Source organism: Streptomyces montanus, from assembly GCF_005786655.1.
GTDB lineage: Bacteria > Actinomycetota > Actinomycetes > Streptomycetales > Streptomycetaceae > Streptomyces > Streptomyces sporangiiformans.
The window spans coordinates 19,311-36,730 of the sequence record NZ_VBZC01000044.1 but is presented as its reverse complement, the minus strand read 5'-3'; the positions used below and the strand labels follow the sequence as shown (position 1 = coordinate 36,730).

The 17,420-nt window shown below is 71.8% G+C and carries 16 protein-coding genes; 3 read left to right on the top strand and 13 right to left on the bottom strand.

What is annotated here, in order from left to right:
• Nucleotides 1-24 precede the first annotated feature (24 nt).
• On the bottom strand, nt 25-585 hold the full coding sequence (locus tag FE633_RS32215) for a PadR family transcriptional regulator (RefSeq protein ID WP_138048711.1): 561 nt from the start codon (nt 583-585) through the stop codon (nt 25-27).
• A 153-nt stretch (nt 586-738) separates the two neighbouring features.
• On the opposite strand from FE633_RS32215, the gene FE633_RS32210 reads away from it, so the two are divergent.
• A complete protein-coding gene (locus FE633_RS32210; protein WP_138048710.1) occupies nt 739-1,254 on the top strand; it encodes a hypothetical protein in 516 nt (171 codons plus the stop codon).
• Between the two features lie 59 nt (nt 1,255-1,313).
• On the opposite strand, the gene FE633_RS32205 is transcribed toward FE633_RS32210, so the two are convergent.
• Genes FE633_RS32205 through pdhA form a run of 7 tightly spaced genes read right to left on the bottom strand, consistent with a single transcriptional unit; the run spans nt 1,314 to nt 9,450 of the window.
• Nucleotides 1,314-2,294, bottom strand: a complete 981-nt coding sequence (locus FE633_RS32205) for an NAD(P)H-quinone oxidoreductase (RefSeq protein WP_138048709.1) — start codon at nt 2,292-2,294, stop codon at nt 1,314-1,316.
• A 38-nt stretch (nt 2,295-2,332) separates the two neighbouring features.
• Nucleotides 2,333-3,442, bottom strand: a complete 1,110-nt coding sequence (locus FE633_RS32200) for a potassium channel family protein (protein WP_171060198.1) — start codon at nt 3,440-3,442, stop codon at nt 2,333-2,335.
• Nucleotides 3,443-3,455: 13 nt separating this feature from the next.
• Nucleotides 3,456-4,838, bottom strand: coding sequence for a molybdopterin molybdotransferase MoeA (locus tag FE633_RS32195; RefSeq protein WP_138048707.1), 1,383 nt, complete (start codon nt 4,836-4,838; stop codon nt 3,456-3,458).
• On the bottom strand, nt 4,835-5,800 hold the full coding sequence (locus tag FE633_RS32190) for an NTP transferase domain-containing protein (protein ID WP_138048706.1): 966 nt from the start codon (nt 5,798-5,800) through the stop codon (nt 4,835-4,837). The genes FE633_RS32195 and FE633_RS32190 overlap by 4 nt, the downstream gene beginning before the upstream one ends.
• A gap of 25 nt (nt 5,801-5,825) precedes the next feature.
• Nucleotides 5,826-7,298 (bottom strand): dihydrolipoamide acetyltransferase family protein, encoded by a 1,473-nt coding sequence (locus FE633_RS32185; RefSeq protein ID WP_138048705.1) that lies wholly within the window; start codon nt 7,296-7,298, stop codon nt 5,826-5,828.
• The gene (locus FE633_RS32180) at nt 7,298-8,302 is read right to left on the bottom strand and encodes an alpha-ketoacid dehydrogenase subunit beta (RefSeq protein ID WP_138048704.1); all 1,005 of its coding nucleotides are present in this window, start codon (nt 8,300-8,302) and stop codon (nt 7,298-7,300) included. The genes FE633_RS32185 and FE633_RS32180 overlap by 1 nt, the downstream gene beginning before the upstream one ends.
• Nucleotides 8,299-9,450, bottom strand: coding sequence for a pyruvate dehydrogenase (acetyl-transferring) E1 component subunit alpha (gene pdhA, locus FE633_RS32175; RefSeq protein ID WP_138048703.1), 1,152 nt, complete (start codon nt 9,448-9,450; stop codon nt 8,299-8,301). The genes FE633_RS32180 and pdhA overlap by 4 nt, the downstream gene beginning before the upstream one ends.
• Nucleotides 9,451-9,623: 173 nt before the next feature.
• Between pdhA and FE633_RS32170 the strand changes: the two genes are divergently transcribed.
• Nucleotides 9,624-10,124 (top strand): Lrp/AsnC family transcriptional regulator, encoded by a 501-nt coding sequence (locus FE633_RS32170; protein WP_171060197.1) that lies wholly within the window; start codon nt 9,624-9,626, stop codon nt 10,122-10,124.
• Nucleotides 10,125-10,218: 94 nt separating this feature from the next.
• On the opposite strand, the gene FE633_RS32165 is transcribed toward FE633_RS32170, so the two are convergent.
• Both FE633_RS32165 and FE633_RS32160 read right to left on the bottom strand, forming a co-directional pair.
• Entirely contained in the window at nt 10,219-10,809 is a 591-nt protein-coding gene (locus FE633_RS32165) for a TetR/AcrR family transcriptional regulator (protein WP_138048702.1), read from the bottom strand.
• A complete protein-coding gene (locus tag FE633_RS32160) occupies nt 10,806-12,320 on the bottom strand; it encodes a 3-hydroxyacyl-CoA dehydrogenase (protein WP_138048701.1) in 1,515 nt (504 codons plus the stop codon). Before FE633_RS32160 ends, FE633_RS32165 begins: the two co-directional genes overlap by 4 nt.
• Before the next feature lie 169 nt (nt 12,321-12,489).
• Between FE633_RS32160 and paaN the strand changes: the two genes are divergently transcribed.
• The gene (gene paaN / locus FE633_RS32155) at nt 12,490-14,199 is read left to right on the top strand and encodes a phenylacetic acid degradation protein PaaN (protein WP_138048700.1); all 1,710 of its coding nucleotides are present in this window, start codon (nt 12,490-12,492) and stop codon (nt 14,197-14,199) included.
• Between the two features lie 61 nt (nt 14,200-14,260).
• Here paaN and FE633_RS32150 read toward each other — a convergent pair whose 3' ends face one another.
• From FE633_RS32150 to FE633_RS32140, 3 genes are read right to left on the bottom strand one after another with little or no spacing between them, the layout of a single operon-like run.
• The gene (locus tag FE633_RS32150; RefSeq protein ID WP_138048699.1) at nt 14,261-15,025 is read right to left on the bottom strand and encodes a TrmH family RNA methyltransferase; all 765 of its coding nucleotides are present in this window, start codon (nt 15,023-15,025) and stop codon (nt 14,261-14,263) included.
• Nucleotides 15,022-16,323 (bottom strand): HTTM domain-containing protein, encoded by a 1,302-nt coding sequence (locus tag FE633_RS32145; protein ID WP_138048698.1) that lies wholly within the window; start codon nt 16,321-16,323, stop codon nt 15,022-15,024. Before FE633_RS32145 ends, FE633_RS32150 begins: the two co-directional genes overlap by 4 nt.
• Complete coding sequence (locus tag FE633_RS32140) at nt 16,320-17,327, bottom strand: DUF5819 family protein (protein WP_138048697.1); 1,008 nt, start codon at nt 17,325-17,327, stop codon at nt 16,320-16,322. The genes FE633_RS32145 and FE633_RS32140 overlap by 4 nt, the downstream gene beginning before the upstream one ends.
• Nucleotides 17,328-17,420 lie beyond the last annotated feature (93 nt).

The following is a 17,420-nucleotide window of genomic DNA, read 5'->3' as shown; positions in this document are numbered from 1 at the left end:
TCTCTCGCGGCGCACAGAGAGGCCTCAAGCAGGGGGCGGTTCCGTGGCCGCCGCGTCCGCGAGCCGCAGGAGGCGGGCCTCGCAGTGGTCGAGCCAGCGGAGCTCGGCCTCCGTGCGGAAGACGAGCTGTTCGAGTGCAAGGAGTCGGACCAGTTCGTCGCGGTGCTCGGGAGTCTCGGCGAGCACCTGCGCCCGCTGCCGGGTGTATGCGTACATCGCCTCCGTCAGATGCCGCCGCTGGGCCTCGACGACCGCCCGTACGTCGAATCCGGGCGCGGCCATCGCCATCGCCATCTTGATCGCCAGCTCATCACGCGGCACGTTCGTCCGCTCCACGGGCCGGGTGAACCAGGCCCGCAGCTCGGCGCGGCCCTCGTCCGTCAGCGTGTACAGCACGTGTCCGGACCCGTCCGTGCCCTTCTGGACGACCAGGCCGTCCCGCTCGAGACGGCCGAGGGTCGTGTACACCTGGCCGATGTTCAGCGGCCAGGTGGAGCCGGTGCACGACTCGAACTCGGTCCGCAGCCGCGAACCGTAGCGGGGGCCGCGCTCCAGGAGCGCCAGCAGCCCGTGGCGTATCGACATAACCCGTATCTGTACTCGGTGGTCCTGTGAGCGCCAAGAGGGTCACCCAGGGTCACCGGGAGTGACCGAGATGCCGGAATCAGTAACGCGTGTGACGCTTGTCCCGTCGCACCGACGATCTTGGCGCCCGAGCTCCGGGAGGAGGTCACCGACGTGACTCCGTGGCCCTGCACGCCGCATGCGGCCGGCCTGCTGCTGGTGGTGGTCCTGACGGCGACGGCCCCGTCTCACGCTTCGTACGCCACCGAGCCCCGACCGGACGAGCCCCGTCCCGCCGACTCCCGCGCGGGCAGCCGTCCCGGTGAGGGGCGGGAGAGGCCGGGTCGGGAGGCTGCGCCGTGGTGGGACGAGGACGCCGGCGCGCACCGCCCGGAGCTCGACCCCGGCGTCCCGGACGCGCCGGTGACCCCGGACAGCCCAGAGGCGACTGCCGACCCCGACATCGGCTCCGATACCGGCTCCGATACCGGCTCGGACGTCGGCTCCGAGCCGCCGCGGGACGCCACGCCGTCGCCCTCCGCGTCCGACAAACCGGCCGTGGCCCACCCCGTGGGCTCCACGGAACCCATGCTGCGGATTCTGCCCCTGGGCAGCGGGCTGGTCCTCATCGGACTCGGCATCGGGCTCGCGTTGCTCGCGCTGCGCGTGCGGCGCGTGCGGCGCGGCTGAGGCCTGTCCGGCGCAAATCCCGAAGGGAACGAAGGGAACGAAGGGACCGGCGGGAGGTGCTACGGGAGCGTCAGCAGCACCTTTCCGATGTTCCCGCCCTCCTCCAGCACACGATGCGCCGCGGCCGCCTCGGTCATCGGCAGCTCACGGTCCACGACCGGGCGTACATGGCCGCCGGAGATCAGCGGCCAGACATGCTCGCGTACGGCCGCGACGATCGCCGCCTTCTCGGTGGCGGGGCGGGCGCGCAGTGAGGTCGCGGTGACGGCGCCCCGCTTGGCGAGGAGCGTGGCGATGTTCAGCTCGCCCTTGACGCCACCCTGCATACCGATGATCGCGAGCCGGCCGTTGGTGGCGAGAGCCTTGATGTTCCGGTCCAGGTACTTGGCACCCATGATGTCGAGGATGACGTCCGCGCCCGCGCCGTCCGTGGCGGTCCTGATCTCTTCGACGAAGTCCTGTTCGCGGTAGTCGATGAGGACTTCCGCGCCGAGCTCGGCGCAGTACGCCAGCTTCTCCTTGCTGCCGGCCGTGACCGCGACCTTCGCGCCGACCGCCTTCGCCAACTGGATCGCCATGGTCCCGATGCCGCTCGCGCCGCCGTGCACCAGCAGGGTCTCACCGGGGCGAAGGTGGGCGATCATGAAGACGTTGGACCAGACGGTGCAGGTCACCTCGGGCAGCGCGGCAGCCTGGTGGACCTCGATGCCCTTGGGCACGGGCAGCAGCTGGCCGGCCGGTACGGCGACCTTCTCGGCGTACCCGCCGCCCGCGAGCAGCGCGCACACCTCGTCGCCGACGGCCCACCCGGAGACACCGGACCCGACCGCGGCGATCCGTCCGGAGCATTCGAGTCCGGGATACGGGGACGCGCCGGGCGGCGGATCGTAAAACCCCTGCCGCTGAAGCAGATCGGCGCGGTTGACCGCCCCGGCCACCACCTCGACCAGCACTTCGCCCTCGCCGGGCACGGGATCCGGGACCTCGTCCCACACCAGTGCCTCGGGCCCGCCAGGTTCAGGAATCGTGATCGCACGCATGCGGCGAGGCTACTCCCGGGGGTTCGGTCGGTCAGGGCCTAGTCCTGGGGAAGGCGTTTGGTGTCCGGCGCGACCTGCGTATTCGGTGTGACGCGCACGATCGTGATCAACCGGTCCGTCAACTGGAGCTTCCCTATCGCCGGATCGTCGTATCCGAGCACCCGATGCCCTCGTACGACACTGACCACCAGGTCGTCCGTCTCCCGCACCCCGAGCCCCACCTCGGCCTTCACGACCGGCCGTTCGATGATGTCGAGCCCGCTGCCCTGCTGGATGAGGTCCTCCAGGACCATGCCCGCGCTGGGGCTGAGCACGGAGAGCCCGAGCAGCCGTCCGGCCGAGCTCGCGCTGGTGATGACGACGTCGGCGCCGGACTGGCGCAGCAGCGGAGCGTTCTCCTCCTCGCGCACCGCGGCCACGATCTTCGCCCCGCGGTTGAGCTGCCGGGCCGTCAGGGCGACGAGCACGGCGGTGTCGTCGCGCTGCGTCGCGATGATGATCTGCCGTGCCTTCTGCACCTCGGCCCGGAGCAGTACGTCGCTGCGCGTGGCGTCACCGACCACGCCCGCGTACCCGTCCGCCGCCGCCGCGTCGACCACCTTCGTGCTGGGATCGACGACAACGACCTGCTCCTTTTTCAGCCCCGTCGCACACACGGTCTGAATCGCCGACCGGCCCTTCGTCCCGAACCCGATGACAACGGTGTGATCCCTCAAAGCCGTCCTCCAGCGGTTCAGTCGCCACTCCTCCCGGGTCCGTTCGGTGAGGACCTCGAGCGTGGTGCCGACCAGGATGATCAGGAAGAGCACGCGCAGCGGCGTGATCACGAAGATATTGGTGAGCCGGGCGGCGTCACTGACCGGTGTGATGTCGCCGTATCCGGTGGTGGAGAGGGTGACGGTCGCGTAGTAGAAGGCGTCGAGCAGGTCGACCGCGCCGCCGTCGGAATTGTCCGTGTAGCCGTCATGGTCGAGGTAGACGATGAAGGCGGTCGCGACCAGGCACAGCAGCGCCATCACGACCCGTTTGGCGACCTGACGCAAGGGGCGCTGCACTGTTCGGCGCGGCAGTTTCACCCGATGGGTCACGAGACGTTCGTCTGCCTGGCGTGCGATGGCGTCCTGGCCCGGAAGTTTCACGTGAAACACCCCCCGATCCGGTTCATGTGAGGCATGCCCCGATCCCGGACGTCGCCCATGGCGGGTCGAGGATCTCCAGCTCCTGACCGGTGCGCCCGCCGCCGGGCGGGACGACCGCGAGCGCGTCGGCCACGGCGATGCCGCGCAGCATGGCCGGGCCGTTGTAGTGCAGTGGCACGGCCCGGTCCTCGCGGAGCACGACGGGGATCAGCCGGGTGTCGTACGGGTGCCCCTGCACCGCTTCATGAACGGGCAACGTGTACCGCTCCGGGGCCGCGCGTCCCGCGAGCGTACGCAGCAGAGGTTCGGCGAGCGTGAGCAGACCGGAGACGGCGGCGAGGGGGTTACCGGGCAGGCCGACGAGATACTGGTTCTCCTTGGTGCGGGCCAGGAGCATGGGGTGGCCGGGGCGCACCTTGACACCGTTCACCAGCAGTTGGGCGCCGATACGGCGCAGGGTGGGGTGAACGTGGTCGACGGGGCCCGCGGCGGTGCCGCCGGTCGTGACGACGAGGTCGGCGTCGGAGCCGGTAACCGCCTTGTGCAGCGCCCTGGCGTCGTCGCCGAGCCTGCGCACCGCGACGACGTCCGCGCCGAGGGCACGCAGCCAGGGCGGCAGCATCGGGCCGAGCGCGTCCCGGATCAGGCCCTCGTGGGGCAGGCCCTCGGTGAGCAACTCGTCGCCCAGGACGAGGACTTCCACCCGCGGGCGGGGGACTGCGGCGACAGTGTCGTATCCGGCTGCCGCGGCGAGCCCGAGCACGGCCGGGGTGACCAGCGTCCCGGGCAGCAGGAGGGCGTCACCGGAGCGGCACTCCTGGCCGCGCGGGCGGATGTCCTGCCCGTGCACGACCTCCCGGGTCGCCTGCAGCCGGCTCCTGTCGTCGGTGCGGCCGTGCTCGCTGCGGAGGACAGCGGTGGTGTCCTGTGGGATGCGCGCGCCGGTCGCGATCCGGACGGCCTCGCCGTCGGTCAGCCGCTCCGGCTCGGCATGCCCGGCGAGCACGCCCTCCGGCCGGACGTCCCACGGGCCGGGTCCGGCCACCGCCCAGCCGTCCATCGCGGACGTGTCGAACGCCGGGAGGTCCGTGAGCGCGGTGAGAGGAGCCGCGAGGACGAGGCCCAGCGCGGCGTCCAGGGGGACGGACACGGGGGCGGCCGCTGTGCGGGGGGCCCGCTCGGCGATGACGCGGGCTTCCGGCCAGGGGGTGGCCTTGTGGCGGTGCGTCTCGCGCGCCTGCTCCCGGTGTTCACGCCCTCCGGACCTCGACGAAGGCGGCGGTCCGGAACCGGCACCGCCTGCGGCCCCGGAGCCGTCGGGCACCTGGGCGTCGCCGTCCCTGACCAAGGCGAGGGCCTCCTCGACGTCGAGGTCGACGTCCTCGTGCTGCCGGCGGGCGGTCATCCCGCGTCCGGTCGGGGATCGGGGGCGGTGGTGTTCCCGGGAGCGGTGGTCTCGTCGGGAGCGGTGGTCTCCCCGGCCGCAGTGGTCTCCCCGGGAGCAGTGGAATCCTCGGCCGCCCAGCGCAGCGCGAGCGCCGTCGCCCTGCGAGCCGCCTCGGCCACCGCCTCGGGCCCTCCCTCGGCCCGCGCCGCCGCGTACCCGACGAGGAACGTCGTCAGCGGCGCCGCGGGCCGGGCCACACCGTGGGCGGCGTCGCGGGCAAGGTCCAGCAGGGCGCCGGTGTCGACGTCGAGGTCGATGCCCAGTTCGTCCTTGACTGCGGAAATCCATTCGTCCAACACGTGCCCATGCTCCCTGATACGTGCCCGGGCGACGGCGACGTCGTCCCAGGTGTCGCAGTCGAAGGACGCGACAGGGTCGGCGATACGGGTGAGGTCGAGCGCACCGGTGAGCCGCCGCAGCGGCAGCCCGGCGAGACCGCCGTGCTCGGCCACGAGCGCGGCCAGCTCGCGGCGCAACGCTGCGCTCCGGTACGCGGCCACGAGCGGCTGGTCGCGGCCGCCGGGGTCGGTGAGCAGCACGCCTTCGGTGGCCTTGGTCCGAAGGGCCGTGAGCAGCCGCCGTACGGTCCCCTCGTCCATGAACGGCAGGTCGGCCGAGAGCACCACGACATACTGCGCGGTGGTCCGCCGCAGCCCGGCGTCGAGCGCGGCCAGCGGGCCCGCGCCGGGCGGGTCCTCGCGCGCCCACTCCACCGGACGCGCGGTGGTCCTGCGGCCGGCCACGACAACGGTGGTGGCGGCACCGGAGCAGGCGGCCAGGACCCGGTCGAGCAGTGGGCGGCCGCCCACACGCAGACCGGGTTTGTCCGCCCCGCCGAGCCGCCGGGCGGCACCCCCGGCGAGCACAACGGCGTCATAGACGTCGGCACGGGGGTCGCCGAGGGGCTCGAACGCGGTCACCCTCCGAGTATGCGTGCCACCGCGATCACAGGGAACGCAGGAGCATCACAGGCTGTTCCACGCAGTCCGCCACATACCTCAGGAAACCGCCCGCCGTGCCGCCGTCGCACACCCGGTGGTCGAAGGTGAGCGAGAGCTGCACGACCTGCCGCACGGCCAGCTCACCCCCGTGCACCCAGGGCTTGGGGACGATCCGGCCCACGCCGAGCATGGCTGCCTCGGGGTGGTTGATGATCGGGGTGGATCCGTCCACACCGAACACGCCGTAGTTGTTCAACGTGAATGTCCCGCCGGTGAGTTCACCGGGCGTGAGCGTTCCGGTCCGCGCGGCCTCCGTGAGCCGTGCGAACTCCGCGCTCAGCGACTCCGCGTCGCGGGCATGCGCGTCCTTCACCACCGGAACGACGAGCCCTCGCTCGGTCTGCGCCGCGAATCCGAGGTGCACCTCCTCGAGCCGGACGAGCTCCCGGGCGTCCATGTCGACCGTCGCGTTGAGCTCGGGGAAGCGGGCGAGGGCGGCCGTGCAGATCCGGGCCAGCAGCGCGAGGACCGAGATCTTCGGGCCGGCGGCCTCATTCATCGCCCCGCGCGCATGCATGAGCTCCGTCGCGTCCGCGTCGACCCAGCAGGTCGCGTCGGGGATCTCACGACGGCTGCGAGCGAGCTTGTCGGCGGCGGCACCGCGGACGCCCCGCAGGGGGATGCGGGTGCCGGGGGCCGCAGCGCCGGCAGCGGGAACGCCGACCGCAGGAACCTCGGCCGCGCGCGTGTCAGGGGCGGCCGAGGGCTCCGGCGCCAGGGGCGCGTACGGAGCCGTCCTGGTCTCCGACGCCCGGCCTCGTGCACCGGCGGCGCGTGCCGCGTACTCGACGTCCGCCCGCAGAATCAGTCCATCGGGGCCGGATCCCCCCAACTCCCGCAGATCCAGACCGTACTCCCGAGCCAGCCGACGCACGAGCGGGGAGATCACCGGCACGGGACCGTCGATACGGCTTCGGTCCTCGACGTCGGCACCGCTGTCCACCCCGCTGCCGGGGGACGGCACCTCCGCACTGCCGGGCCCGTCCTGGCGCTCATCCGTGGGACCGCCCTTGGGCCCGTGCTCGGGTTCGTCCTGGGGCCCGCCCGGCGGCTGCCGCCGGGAATCCGCGGGGCCGGCCGGCCGCACCCTCCCGCGCCGCGCCGGAGGCGATCCCGTGCCGTACCCCACCAGTACGTTGCCGGACCCTTCGTCCTCGTGATCGGAGGCAGACGCGCCCACCGCCACCGTCAACAGCGGCGCTCCGACGGGCAGTTCCGTTCCCTCCTCGCCGAAGCGGGCCGTGACCACGCCGCCGTACGGGCACGGAACGTCCACCAGCGCCTTGGCCGTCTCGACCTCGACGACCGGCTGGTCGACGGCGACGACGTCGCCGACCTGGACGAGCCAGCGGACGATCTCGGCTTCGGTCAGCCCTTCGCCGAGGTCGGGCAGCCTGAATTCGAGGACTTGGGCCATCAGTTCTCCGCCTCCCACTGCAGACGCGCCACCGCGTCCAGGATGCGGTCGACGCCGGGCAGATGGTGCCGCTCCAGCATGGGCGGCGGGTACGGGATGTCGAACCCGGCCACGCGCAGCACCGGTGCCTCCAGGTAATGGAAACACCGCTCGGTGACCCGCGCGGCGATCTCCCCGCCGGGCCCGCCGAAGCTCCCGGACTCGTGCACCACGACGGCCCGCCCCGTGTGCCGTACGGACGCGGAGACCGTCTCGTCGTCGAACGGCACCAGGGAGCGCAGATCGACCACCTCAAGGTCCCAGCCCTCGGCCTGTGCCGCCTCGGCCGCTTCCAGGCAGACGGGCAGGGACGGACCGTACGTGATGAGCGTGGCGCTCCGGCCGGAGCGCCGCACCACCGCGCGGCCCACCGGTTCAACGGCCGACGGCTCGTCGGGGTTCCAGGAATCCTTCGACCAGTACAGGCGCTTGGGTTCGAGGAAGACCACCGGGTCGTCGGAGGCGATGGAGGCCCGCAGCAGCCCGTACGCGTCGGCGACCGTCGCGGGCGTGACGACATGGAGCCCCGGAGTCGCCATGTAGTACGCCTCGGAGGAGTCGCTGTGGTGCTCGACACCACCGATGCCTCCCCCGTAGGGGACACGGATCGTGAGCGGCAGGGGCATGGCGCCCCGCGTGCGGTTGCGCATCCGCGACACGTGCGAGATCAGCTGCTCGAAGGAGGGATACGCGAAGGCGTCGAACTGCATCTCCACGACCGGCCGCAGCCCGTACATGGCCATGCCGACGGCCGTCCCCAGGATGCCCGCCTCGGCGAGCGGCGTGTCCGTGCAGCGGTCCTCGCCGAACTCCTTGGCGAGCCCGTCGGTGACCCGGAAGACACCGCCGAGCGTGCCGACGTCCTCGCCCATGACGTGGACGGTCGGGTCGTCGGCCATCGCGTCGCGCAGCGCACGGCCCAGAGCCTGCGCCATGGTGGCCGGCTTCACCGCCACAGTGGTCATCGCGCGGCTCCTTCCGACTCGTGGTGCCGCTCCTCGGCGTCCAGCTCTGCCCGCAACTGCGCCTCCTGCTCCAGGAGTTGGGTCGTGGGCTGGGCGTAGACGTGGGCGAACAGGTCCATGGGGTCGAGCGCCGGGTCCCGGTTCATGCGCTCGCGCAGGTCGGCCGCCATCTCCTCGGCCTTCTCGCGCGCGGCCCGTATGCCGGCCTCGTCGAGGAGGCCGCGCTCGGTCAGCTCGTGCTCGAGTAGGCCGATCGGGTCGTGCGCACGCCAGGCCTCGACTTCGGAGTCGCCCCGGTAGCGCTTGTCGTCGTCGGCGTTCGTGTGGGCGTCGATGCGGTACGTCACCGCCTCCACGAGCGTCGGACCGCCTCCCGCGCGCGCGTGGGCCACGGCTTCGCTCAGGACCTCGTGCACCGCGGCGGCGTCGTTGCCGTCGACCAGGCGTCCCGGCATGCCGTAGCCGACCGCCTTGTGGGCGAGGGAGGGCGCGGCGGTCTGCTTGGCCAGCGGGACGGAGATCGCGAAGCCGTTGTTCTGGACCAGGAAGACGACCGGGGCCTGCCAGACGGCGGCGAAGTTCAGCGCCTCGTGGAAGTCGCCCTCGCTGGTGCCGCCGTCGCCGACCAGGGCGAGCGCGACCACGTCGTCGCCCTGAAGGTGCGCGGCGTGCGCCAGGCCCACGGCGTGCGGAAGCTGGGTCGCCAAGGGCGTGCACAAGGGCGCGATGCGGTGCTCGCGGGGGTCGTATCCGGTGTGCCAGTCGCCGCGCAGGAGGGTCAGGGCCTGGACGGGATCGAGACCGCGGGCGACGGCGGCGAGCGTGTCGCGGTAGCTGGGGAAGAGCCAGTCGCGCTCTTCGAGGACGAGCGCGGCGGCGACCTGGCAGGCCTCCTGGCCGGTGGAGGAGGGATAGACCGCGAGTCGGCCCTGCTTGGTGAGGGCCGTGGCCTGCGCGTTGTAGCGACGGCCGCGCACCAGCTCCCCGTACAGGCGGCGCAGCAGACCCGGGTCGGCCTCGGCCGCCACGTCCGTGCCGAGGACGCGGTACGGCAGCGCGTCGGGCAGCAGCGGAGCGGGGTCGGTGCGGGGCTGCCAGGCAGGCGGCGGGGTGGGCCTGTAGGCGCCCCGCTGCTCCATGACCGTCATGACGGCACCTCCTCGAGGGAGTGGTTCGTCGGCACACCGGTTGTGATGCGCCTCACCTACCGATTGTTCGGTCGTCGGCACATTTTGGCTACAGGCACCTCCAGGCTGTGGACAAACGGTTCTCCACAACCTGGGATGGACGCAGTACGTCCATGGTAGGGAGGCGGGGGGACATGGCACCTGAACAAATGGCCGACGGATCGGAGAGCGGCCGGGGCGACCTACCTCCGCGCCCGCTGGACGCCATCGACGAGGACATCCTGCAGATGCTGCGCTCTGACGGCCGTGCCTCGATACGTTCCGTGGCCGAGCGGGTCCATGTGTCACGGGCCAACGCGTACGCGCGCATCAACCGGCTCATCGAGGACGGCGTGATCCGCGGCTTCGGCGCCCGGATCAACCATGAACGGGCCGGTCAGGGTGCCGCCGCGTACATCACTCTGAAGATCGTGCAGAACTCCTGGCGGACCGTGCGCGCACAGCTCCGCGCGCTCCCCGAGGTGGCCCATATCGCCCTGGTCAGCGGCGACTTCGACGTACTGCTCCTGGTGCACACACCGGACAACCGGAATCTGCGCGAACTGGTGCTGACCCGACTCCAGTCCATCCCCGAAGTACTCAGCACACGGACCCTGCTCGTCTTCGAGGAGGAGGACGTGGAGCCGGAAGGCTGAACCCTCCGTGGAGCCGGGGCCTGAGCCCTCCGTGAGCCGAGGGCTGAACCCTTAGTGGAGCCAGGGGCTGAAGCGTTTCGTGGAACCGGAGGGCTCAGCCCTCCTTGCGCAGCCCCTCGAAGACCAACCGCACGACCGCGTCCGCGACTTCCCGCTCGCCCGCGCCCCGGCCGTCGGGCCGGTACCACTCGACGAGCGAGTTGATCATCCCGAAGACCAGCCGGGTGGCGAGCCCGAACTCCACGTCCGCGCGGACGTCTCCGTCCGCGGCGGCCGCCTTCAGGAGCTCGGCCACCCGATGGTCGAACTCCCGGCGCCGCTCCAGGGCCCATCGCTCGGTGTCGGTGTTGCCGCGCACTCTCAGCAGGAGCGTCACATACGGCAGTTCGGCGGTCAGCACCTCGACCATGCGCCGGGTGACGTACTCCAGCCGCTCCACGGCACGCCCCACGCGTGCGTGCTCCTCGTCGAGGATTCCGAAAAGCCCGTCGAGCGCCCGCCTGACCGCCCGGCGCAGCAGCTCCTCCTTGCCCGCCACGTGGTGGTAGATCGACGACTTGGAGATGCCGGCCGCCTTGGAGAGGTGCTCCATGGACGTACCGTCGTAGCCGCGCTCGTTGAAGACCCGCACGGCGACGGAGAGCAGTGTCTCCGGGGTGTAGGTGTCACGCTTTGCGGTGGTCATGAGGTGCCCTCCCGCTTGTCGGCGGCGTGCCCGTGGCGGTACAGCGCGAGAGAGGGCGCGTAGCGGCCCGAGGGTTCGCGCAGATGCAGTTCCTCCAGGAGGTCGTGCGCCCAGGTCTTGCCGAGCCTGCGGCTCCATTCGAAGGGCCCGAGCGGGTAGTTGACGCCCAGCCGCATCGCGGTGTCGATGTCCTCCTCGGTGGCCACCCCCTTGGAGACGGCGTCGTGCGCCAGGTCGACGATCCGCGCCACGGTCCTGGCGACGATCATCCCCGGGACGTCCCCGAGGACGCTGACGTCCTTGCCGAGCGCCTGGAAGAGTCCGGTGGACTCGGCGAGGGTCTGTGGCTGGGTGTCCTGCGAGGCGGACAGGGCGATCCGGGTCGCCTTCCTGTAGTCGAGCGCCAGATCGAAGTAGACGACGTCACGGAACTCCACGGAGGTCTGTCCGTCCGCGAGGGCCAGCTGACCGCCGCTCGGCAGCACCAGACGCGTGCCGTGGTCCTCCTCGTCCTCGCGGACCTGGATGCCCGCCTCACGGATCAGCGCGAGCAGCTCGGACGCGGGGCCCAGACCGCCCTCGGCGACGACGTACGCGGGCGGCCGGGCCTTTTCGGCGGTGTGCGGCTCGGGTCGTTCGGCGTCGCTGCCGTACGCGTACCAGCCCTGTCCCGTCTTGCGGCCGTGCCGGCCCGACTCGACGAGCCGCCGCTGGGCGAGCGAGGGCGTGAAACGCACGTCCTGGAAGAAGGCCTCCCACACGGAGCGCGTGACCGACTCGTTGACGTCCTGACCGATGAGATCCGTCAGCTCGAAGGCACCCATTTTGAAGCCGCCCGATTCGCGCAGGACGGCATCGATGGTCGCCGGGTCGGCGGCCTGCGCCTCGTACACCGCGAAGGCCTCGGCGTAGAAGGGCCGCGCGATCCGGTTGACGATGAAGCCGGGGGTGTCGGCGCAGGCCACCGGGGTCTTCCCCCACAGGCGTGCCGTCTCGTACGCGAGCGTGGCCGACGTGACGTCGGTCGCGAACCCGGAGACCACCTCCACGAGGGGCAGCAGCGGCGCGGGGTTGAAGAAATGCAGTCCGACCAGGCGGCCCGGATGGCGCAGCGCGCCACCGACGGCCGTCACCGACAGGGAGGAGGTGTTGGTGGCGAGCAGACAGTCCGCCGAGACGACCTCCTCGAGCTCGCGGAACAGCTGCTGCTTGACGTCGAGCCGCTCCAGAACGGCCTCGACGACGAGGGCCGAGCCGGCGAGTTCGGACAGGTTCTCGGCGGGGTGGAGCCGGGCGCGCGCGGCGTCCCGGTCGGCGTCGCTCAGCCGGTCCTTTTCGACGAGCCGGTCGAGACGTGCGCCGATGGCTTCCGACGCGGCCCGGGCGCGGCCCGGCACGGCGTCGTACAGCCGCACGGGGTGGCCCGCGACCAGCGCGACCTGAGCTATGCCCTGGCCCATGGTGCCGGTGCCGACGACGGACACCGGGTCGGCGAGGTCGAGTGCTGTCATGCTCGCGATCCTCCCGCACGGGGTTTTCCACAGGTTCGGCGGACCCCCCTTGTCCCGACCGATCGTTCGGTTACTCTAACTCTGACTGCCCATACGTCGCCCACCACCAGTAATCCTGCCCAGGTCGCGAGCTCAATGGAGAGCTCTTGAGACGAGGAGTTGGTCCCTGATGGCCGCCGCCGAACGCACCGCGCCCCAGCTGATCGCCCAGCACCGGCCCACCCTCGATCAGGCGCTGGAAGCGATCCGCACGCGCGCGTACTGGTCACCGCACCCCGAGCACCCGAAGGCATACGGCGAGAACGGCAGCCTGGGCATGGCGGAGGGCAAGGCCGCCTTCGACGCCCTGCTGGGCAGCCGCCTCGACCTCGGCCAGCCCGGCACCGACGACTGGGTGGGCGGCGAGGTCTCCCCGTACGGCATCGAGCTGGGGGTCACGTATCCGCACGCGGACATCGACGTGCTGCTGCCCGCCATGCGCGCGGGCGGGCGCGCATGGCGTGACGCGGGCCCGGAGACACGCGCGGTGGTCTGTCTGGAGATCCTCAAGCGGATCAGCGACCGCACCCACGAGTTCGCGCACGCGGTCATGCACACCAGCGGCCAGGCCTTCATGATGGCGTTCCAGGCGGGCGGCCCACACGCCCAGGACCGCGCCCTGGAGGCGGTGGCGTACGCGTACGCGGAGCAGGTCCGTACCCCGGAGAACGCCGAGTGGACCAAGCCCCAGGGCAAGCGCGACCCGCTCGCGCTCACCAAGCGGTTCACGCCCGTACCGCGCGGCATCGCGCTGCTGATCGGCTGCAACACCTTCCCGACGTGGAACGGCTACCCGGGCCTGTTCGCCTCCCTCGCCACGGGAAACGCGGTCCTGGTGAAACCCCACCCGCGCGCGGTGCTGCCGCTCGCGCTCACGGTCCAGGCGGCCCGCGAGGTGCTCGCCGAAGCGGGCTTCGACCCGAACCTGGTGGCGCTGGCCGCCGAGCGGCCCGGAGAGGGCATCGCCAAGACGCTGGCCGTACGCCCGGAGATCCGGATCATCGACTACACGGGCTCGACGGCGTTCGGCGACTGGCTGGAGACCAACGCCCGCCAGGCGCAGGTCTACACGGAGAAGGCCGGCGTCAACTCGGTGATCGTGGAGTCGACCGACAACTACAAGGGGATGCTGGCGAACCTGGCCTTCTCCCTGTCCCTCTACAGCGGCCAGATGTGCACGACTCCGCAGAACCTGCTGATCCCCCGCGACGGCATCCGCACGGAGGATGGCCCCAAGTCGTACGACGAGGTGGTGGCCGACCTGGCGAAGGCGGTCGGCGGACTCCTCGGGGACGATGCCCGCGCGGGCGCCCTGCTCGGAGCGATCGTGAACCCGGATGTGAAGGCCCGCCTGGAGGCCGCGTCCGGGCTGGGCGAAGTCGCCCTCGCCTCACGGGAGATCAGTAACCCGGAGTTCCCGGACGCGGTCGTCCGGACGCCGGTGATCGTGAAACTGGACGGCGCGCGGAAGTACTGGGAGGGGGCGGACTCGGAGGCGGCCTACACGAGCGAGTGCTTCGGGCCGGTCTCCTTCGCGGTCGCCGTCGACTCGGCCGCTGACGCCGTGGATCTCCTGCGCCGGACGATCAGCGACAAGGGCGCGATGACGGTCGGCGCGTACACGACCTCACAGGAGGTCGAGCAGGCCGTGCAGGAGGCCTGCCTGGAGGAGTGCGCCCAGCTCTCGCTGAACCTGACCGGCGGTGTCTACGTCAACCAGACGGCAGCCTTCTCCGACTTCCACGGCTCGGGCGGCAACCCGGCGGCGAACTCGGCGCTGTGCGACGGGGCCTTCGTGGCCAACCGCTTCCGGGTGGTGGAGGTACGACGGGAGGCGTGAGCCCGCGTTCACACGGTCATGCCGGGCGGATGTCAGGGCCGCCCGGCACGGTCCCGCTCCCCTAAGCGCTCGCCGCCCCGCCCCCGGTCGCGCTCCAGTGGAACAGCGTCATGGCGACACTGGTCGCGAGGTTGTAGCTGGAGACCTGGGGGCGCATCGGCAGGGACACCAGGTGGTCGGTGCGGGCGCGCAGTTCTGCGGACAGGCCGCTGCGTTCGGAGCCGAAGGCCAGCACGGCGTCGTCCGGGAGCTTCACGCCGCGGATGTCCTCGCCCTCCGGGTCGAGGGCGAACACCGGGCCCGGGGGCAGTTCGGCCACGGCCAGCCGCTCCACGGCCGTGGCGAAGTGCAGGCCCGCTCCACCGCGTACGACCGTGGGATGCCAGGGATCGAGTGTGCCCGTCGTGACCACACCGGTCACCCCGAAGCCGGCGGCGAGACGGATCACGGCTCCGGCGTTGCCCAGGTTGCGGGGGTTGTCGAGGACGACGACGGGTGCGGGGCGGGGTGTGCGGGCCAGCGTCTCCAGGTTGGCCGCACGGGAGGGCCGTACCGCCAGGGCGGCGACCGCGGTGGGGTGCGGGCGGGGAACGAGTGCCTTGAACGTCGCCTCGGGGACCTCCACCAGCAGCTCGTCGAGCGCGTCCCGTACGTCCGTGGCCAGCTCCTCGGCCAGCGCGAGGGCAGCCCCCCGGTCGGTGGTGACGGCGACCGGGATCCGGGCCTGGAAACGCACGGCGTGCTTGAGGGCGTGGAAGCCGTCGAGCAGCACGGAGGTGCCGGCGAGCCGGTGCCAGGCGCGTAGGGGGTCGTGGGAGACCGTCATGCCGTGAAGCCTACGTGCGGCTGCTCGCCCGTTTCCGGGGTGCGCGGATCGCCCTCGCGCGGCCCCGGCAGCGCACGGTCGCCGCGCGAAAACAGCCGTCCCCCATACCGGCTCGGCACGCGTGCCACCACGCCGCCGAGGCGTCGCAGGAAGGACGTCGGCAGGAAGACCGCGTCCGCCGCGATCATCGCCAGCGAGAAGAAGGGCAGGCCGAGCACCACGGCGATCACGGCATGCTCGGTGATCATGACCGCCAGCAGCACGTTCTTCACCCGCCGATTGAACAGCGTGAAGGGGAAGGCGACCTGCACGATGACCGTCCCGTAGGTCACCAGCATCACCAGCGTGCCGTTGGCGGTCAGCAGGTCGGAGAGCGCCGGCCAGGGCGAGAAGTAGTCGAGGTGCAGCGGGTAGTAGACGGCGGTGCCGTCCTGCCAGCGCGAGCCCTGGATCTTGTACCAGCCGGCGGTCGCGTAGATCAGACAGGCCTCGGCCATGATCACGAACAGGGCGGCGTTGTGGACGAGGTTCGCGATGACGTCGAGCAGGATCCGCGGCTCCGGGGTGCGCGCACGGCGTCCGACGATCCACCACAGGCCCTGCACGGCCCAGAGCCCCCAGAAGACCGTCAGCCAGCCGCCCAGCCAGCCGCTGGTGATCTTGCCCGCGAGCGTGGCCGCGAGCAGCGTCACTCCGAGCACGCCCCACAGGGTGGGACCGACCCGGTCGGGTCCCGGCCACACGCCACGCGCGTGTGCCTCACGCGCGCGACGTTCCCGCCGATCGTCCAGTGACCACACCTGACCGCAACGGGTGAACACCAGGTATATCGCCATCAGATGGATGACGTTGTCGCCGCCGTCCCCCATGAAGACGCTGCGGTTCTGCAGCGAGAGCACGCCGAACATGAAGACCACGGACATGGTGCGGGTGCGCCAGCCGAGCAGCAGCAGGGCGCTCGACAGCACGGCCAGCGCGTAGACGATCTCGAACCAGGCCTGGCTGTCGGACCACATCAGGGCCGTGAAAGCGCCGTTGTCGGCGATGAGCTGCTGGGCGAGATCCCAGCTCCACGGGCCGTCGGGCCCGTACATCTCCTGCCGGTGCGGGAACTCGCGCAGCAGGAACAGCAACCAGGTGACGGCGAAGCCGATGCGGATCACGGCGGTCTGGTACGGGCCCAGGGCCGCACCGGTGACCCGGGAGATGCCGCGCGCGAGCGCCCCGTCGACGCGGGTCCCCCGGTCGAGGCGGGTCCTGCGCTCGAAGCGGCTCCTGCGCTCGTAGCCACCGCTCATCGGGCCCTCGCCTCCGTCTCCACGGCACGCGTCCCCGCCGCCCGGTCAGCCTCGGTCAACAGCCACCAGGGAAGCTCACGGATGACGGGCTTGGCGGACACCTGCTCCTGGCTCCACTCGGGAGGCGGCACATTGGTCGTACGGGACCGGACCTGGACCTGCTGGACGACCGCGCCACGGCCGCCCGCCTGCTCCCGGTCCAGGCGCAGCACCACGATGCGGCGCAGATAGCGCTCGGAGAGGGCGCCGCGCAGGCCGGCCGGACGGTTCTCGCTGTCGTGCGTGGCCACGTAGAAGTCCCAGGCCCGGCGCAGTTCGTTCTGCTGGGTGTGGCTGGGCAGCAGATTGCCGTCGATGGCCGCGCCGTCCAGGGCGGAGAGGTCGTACCAGCGGGTCGTCCTGACGCCGCCGTCCGTGGCGCGCACCTCGGCGCGGACCTGGACCGCGATGTTCTGCTGCAGCGGGTTGGGCGCGAAGAGCTTCCAGTTCTGCTCGAACTCGGGGTAGACCCACTCGTCGATCGCCCGCCCGTGCTGCTTCGTGACCGTGTTCGAGGGCGCGACGTGCAGGAACGCCGTGCCGAGGTGCACACAGGCGGCGACCGCGACGACCGCGAAGGCGAGAGCGGCGACGACCTGGTAGCGGGGGGAGAGGGCCGCTATGCCGGGCGGGGGCGGAGGCGGGGGCAGGAGCGGGGGCGCGGGGGCATCCTGCGGTGGCGGGGCGGGATCTGCGGGAGCGGGAGCCGCGGGAGCCGCAGGGGCTGCGGAAGCCGGAGCCGCGGGAGCCGCGGAGGCCGCAGGAACTGCGCGGTTGTTCGGCGCGGGCCCGGCGGGAACTGCGCGGTTGTTCGGCGCCGGCCCGGCGGAAGCTGCGCGGTCGTCGGGCGGGGAGTCGGCGGGGCCTGCGTTGTCCGGCTCCGGCGCGGACGCGGCGGGGGCGGTGGCCGCGGGCTCGCTCGGCGGCTCGTGCCGGGCGTTCGAGCCCTCGTCGTACGCGTCCATTCCGCCCCGTTCCCGGTGTCGGTCAGATTCCGGTCGCCGGCGCGCGGGGTGCCGCCGTACCGCCCTTGCGGCGCCGCCCCGCGACCGTCGCAC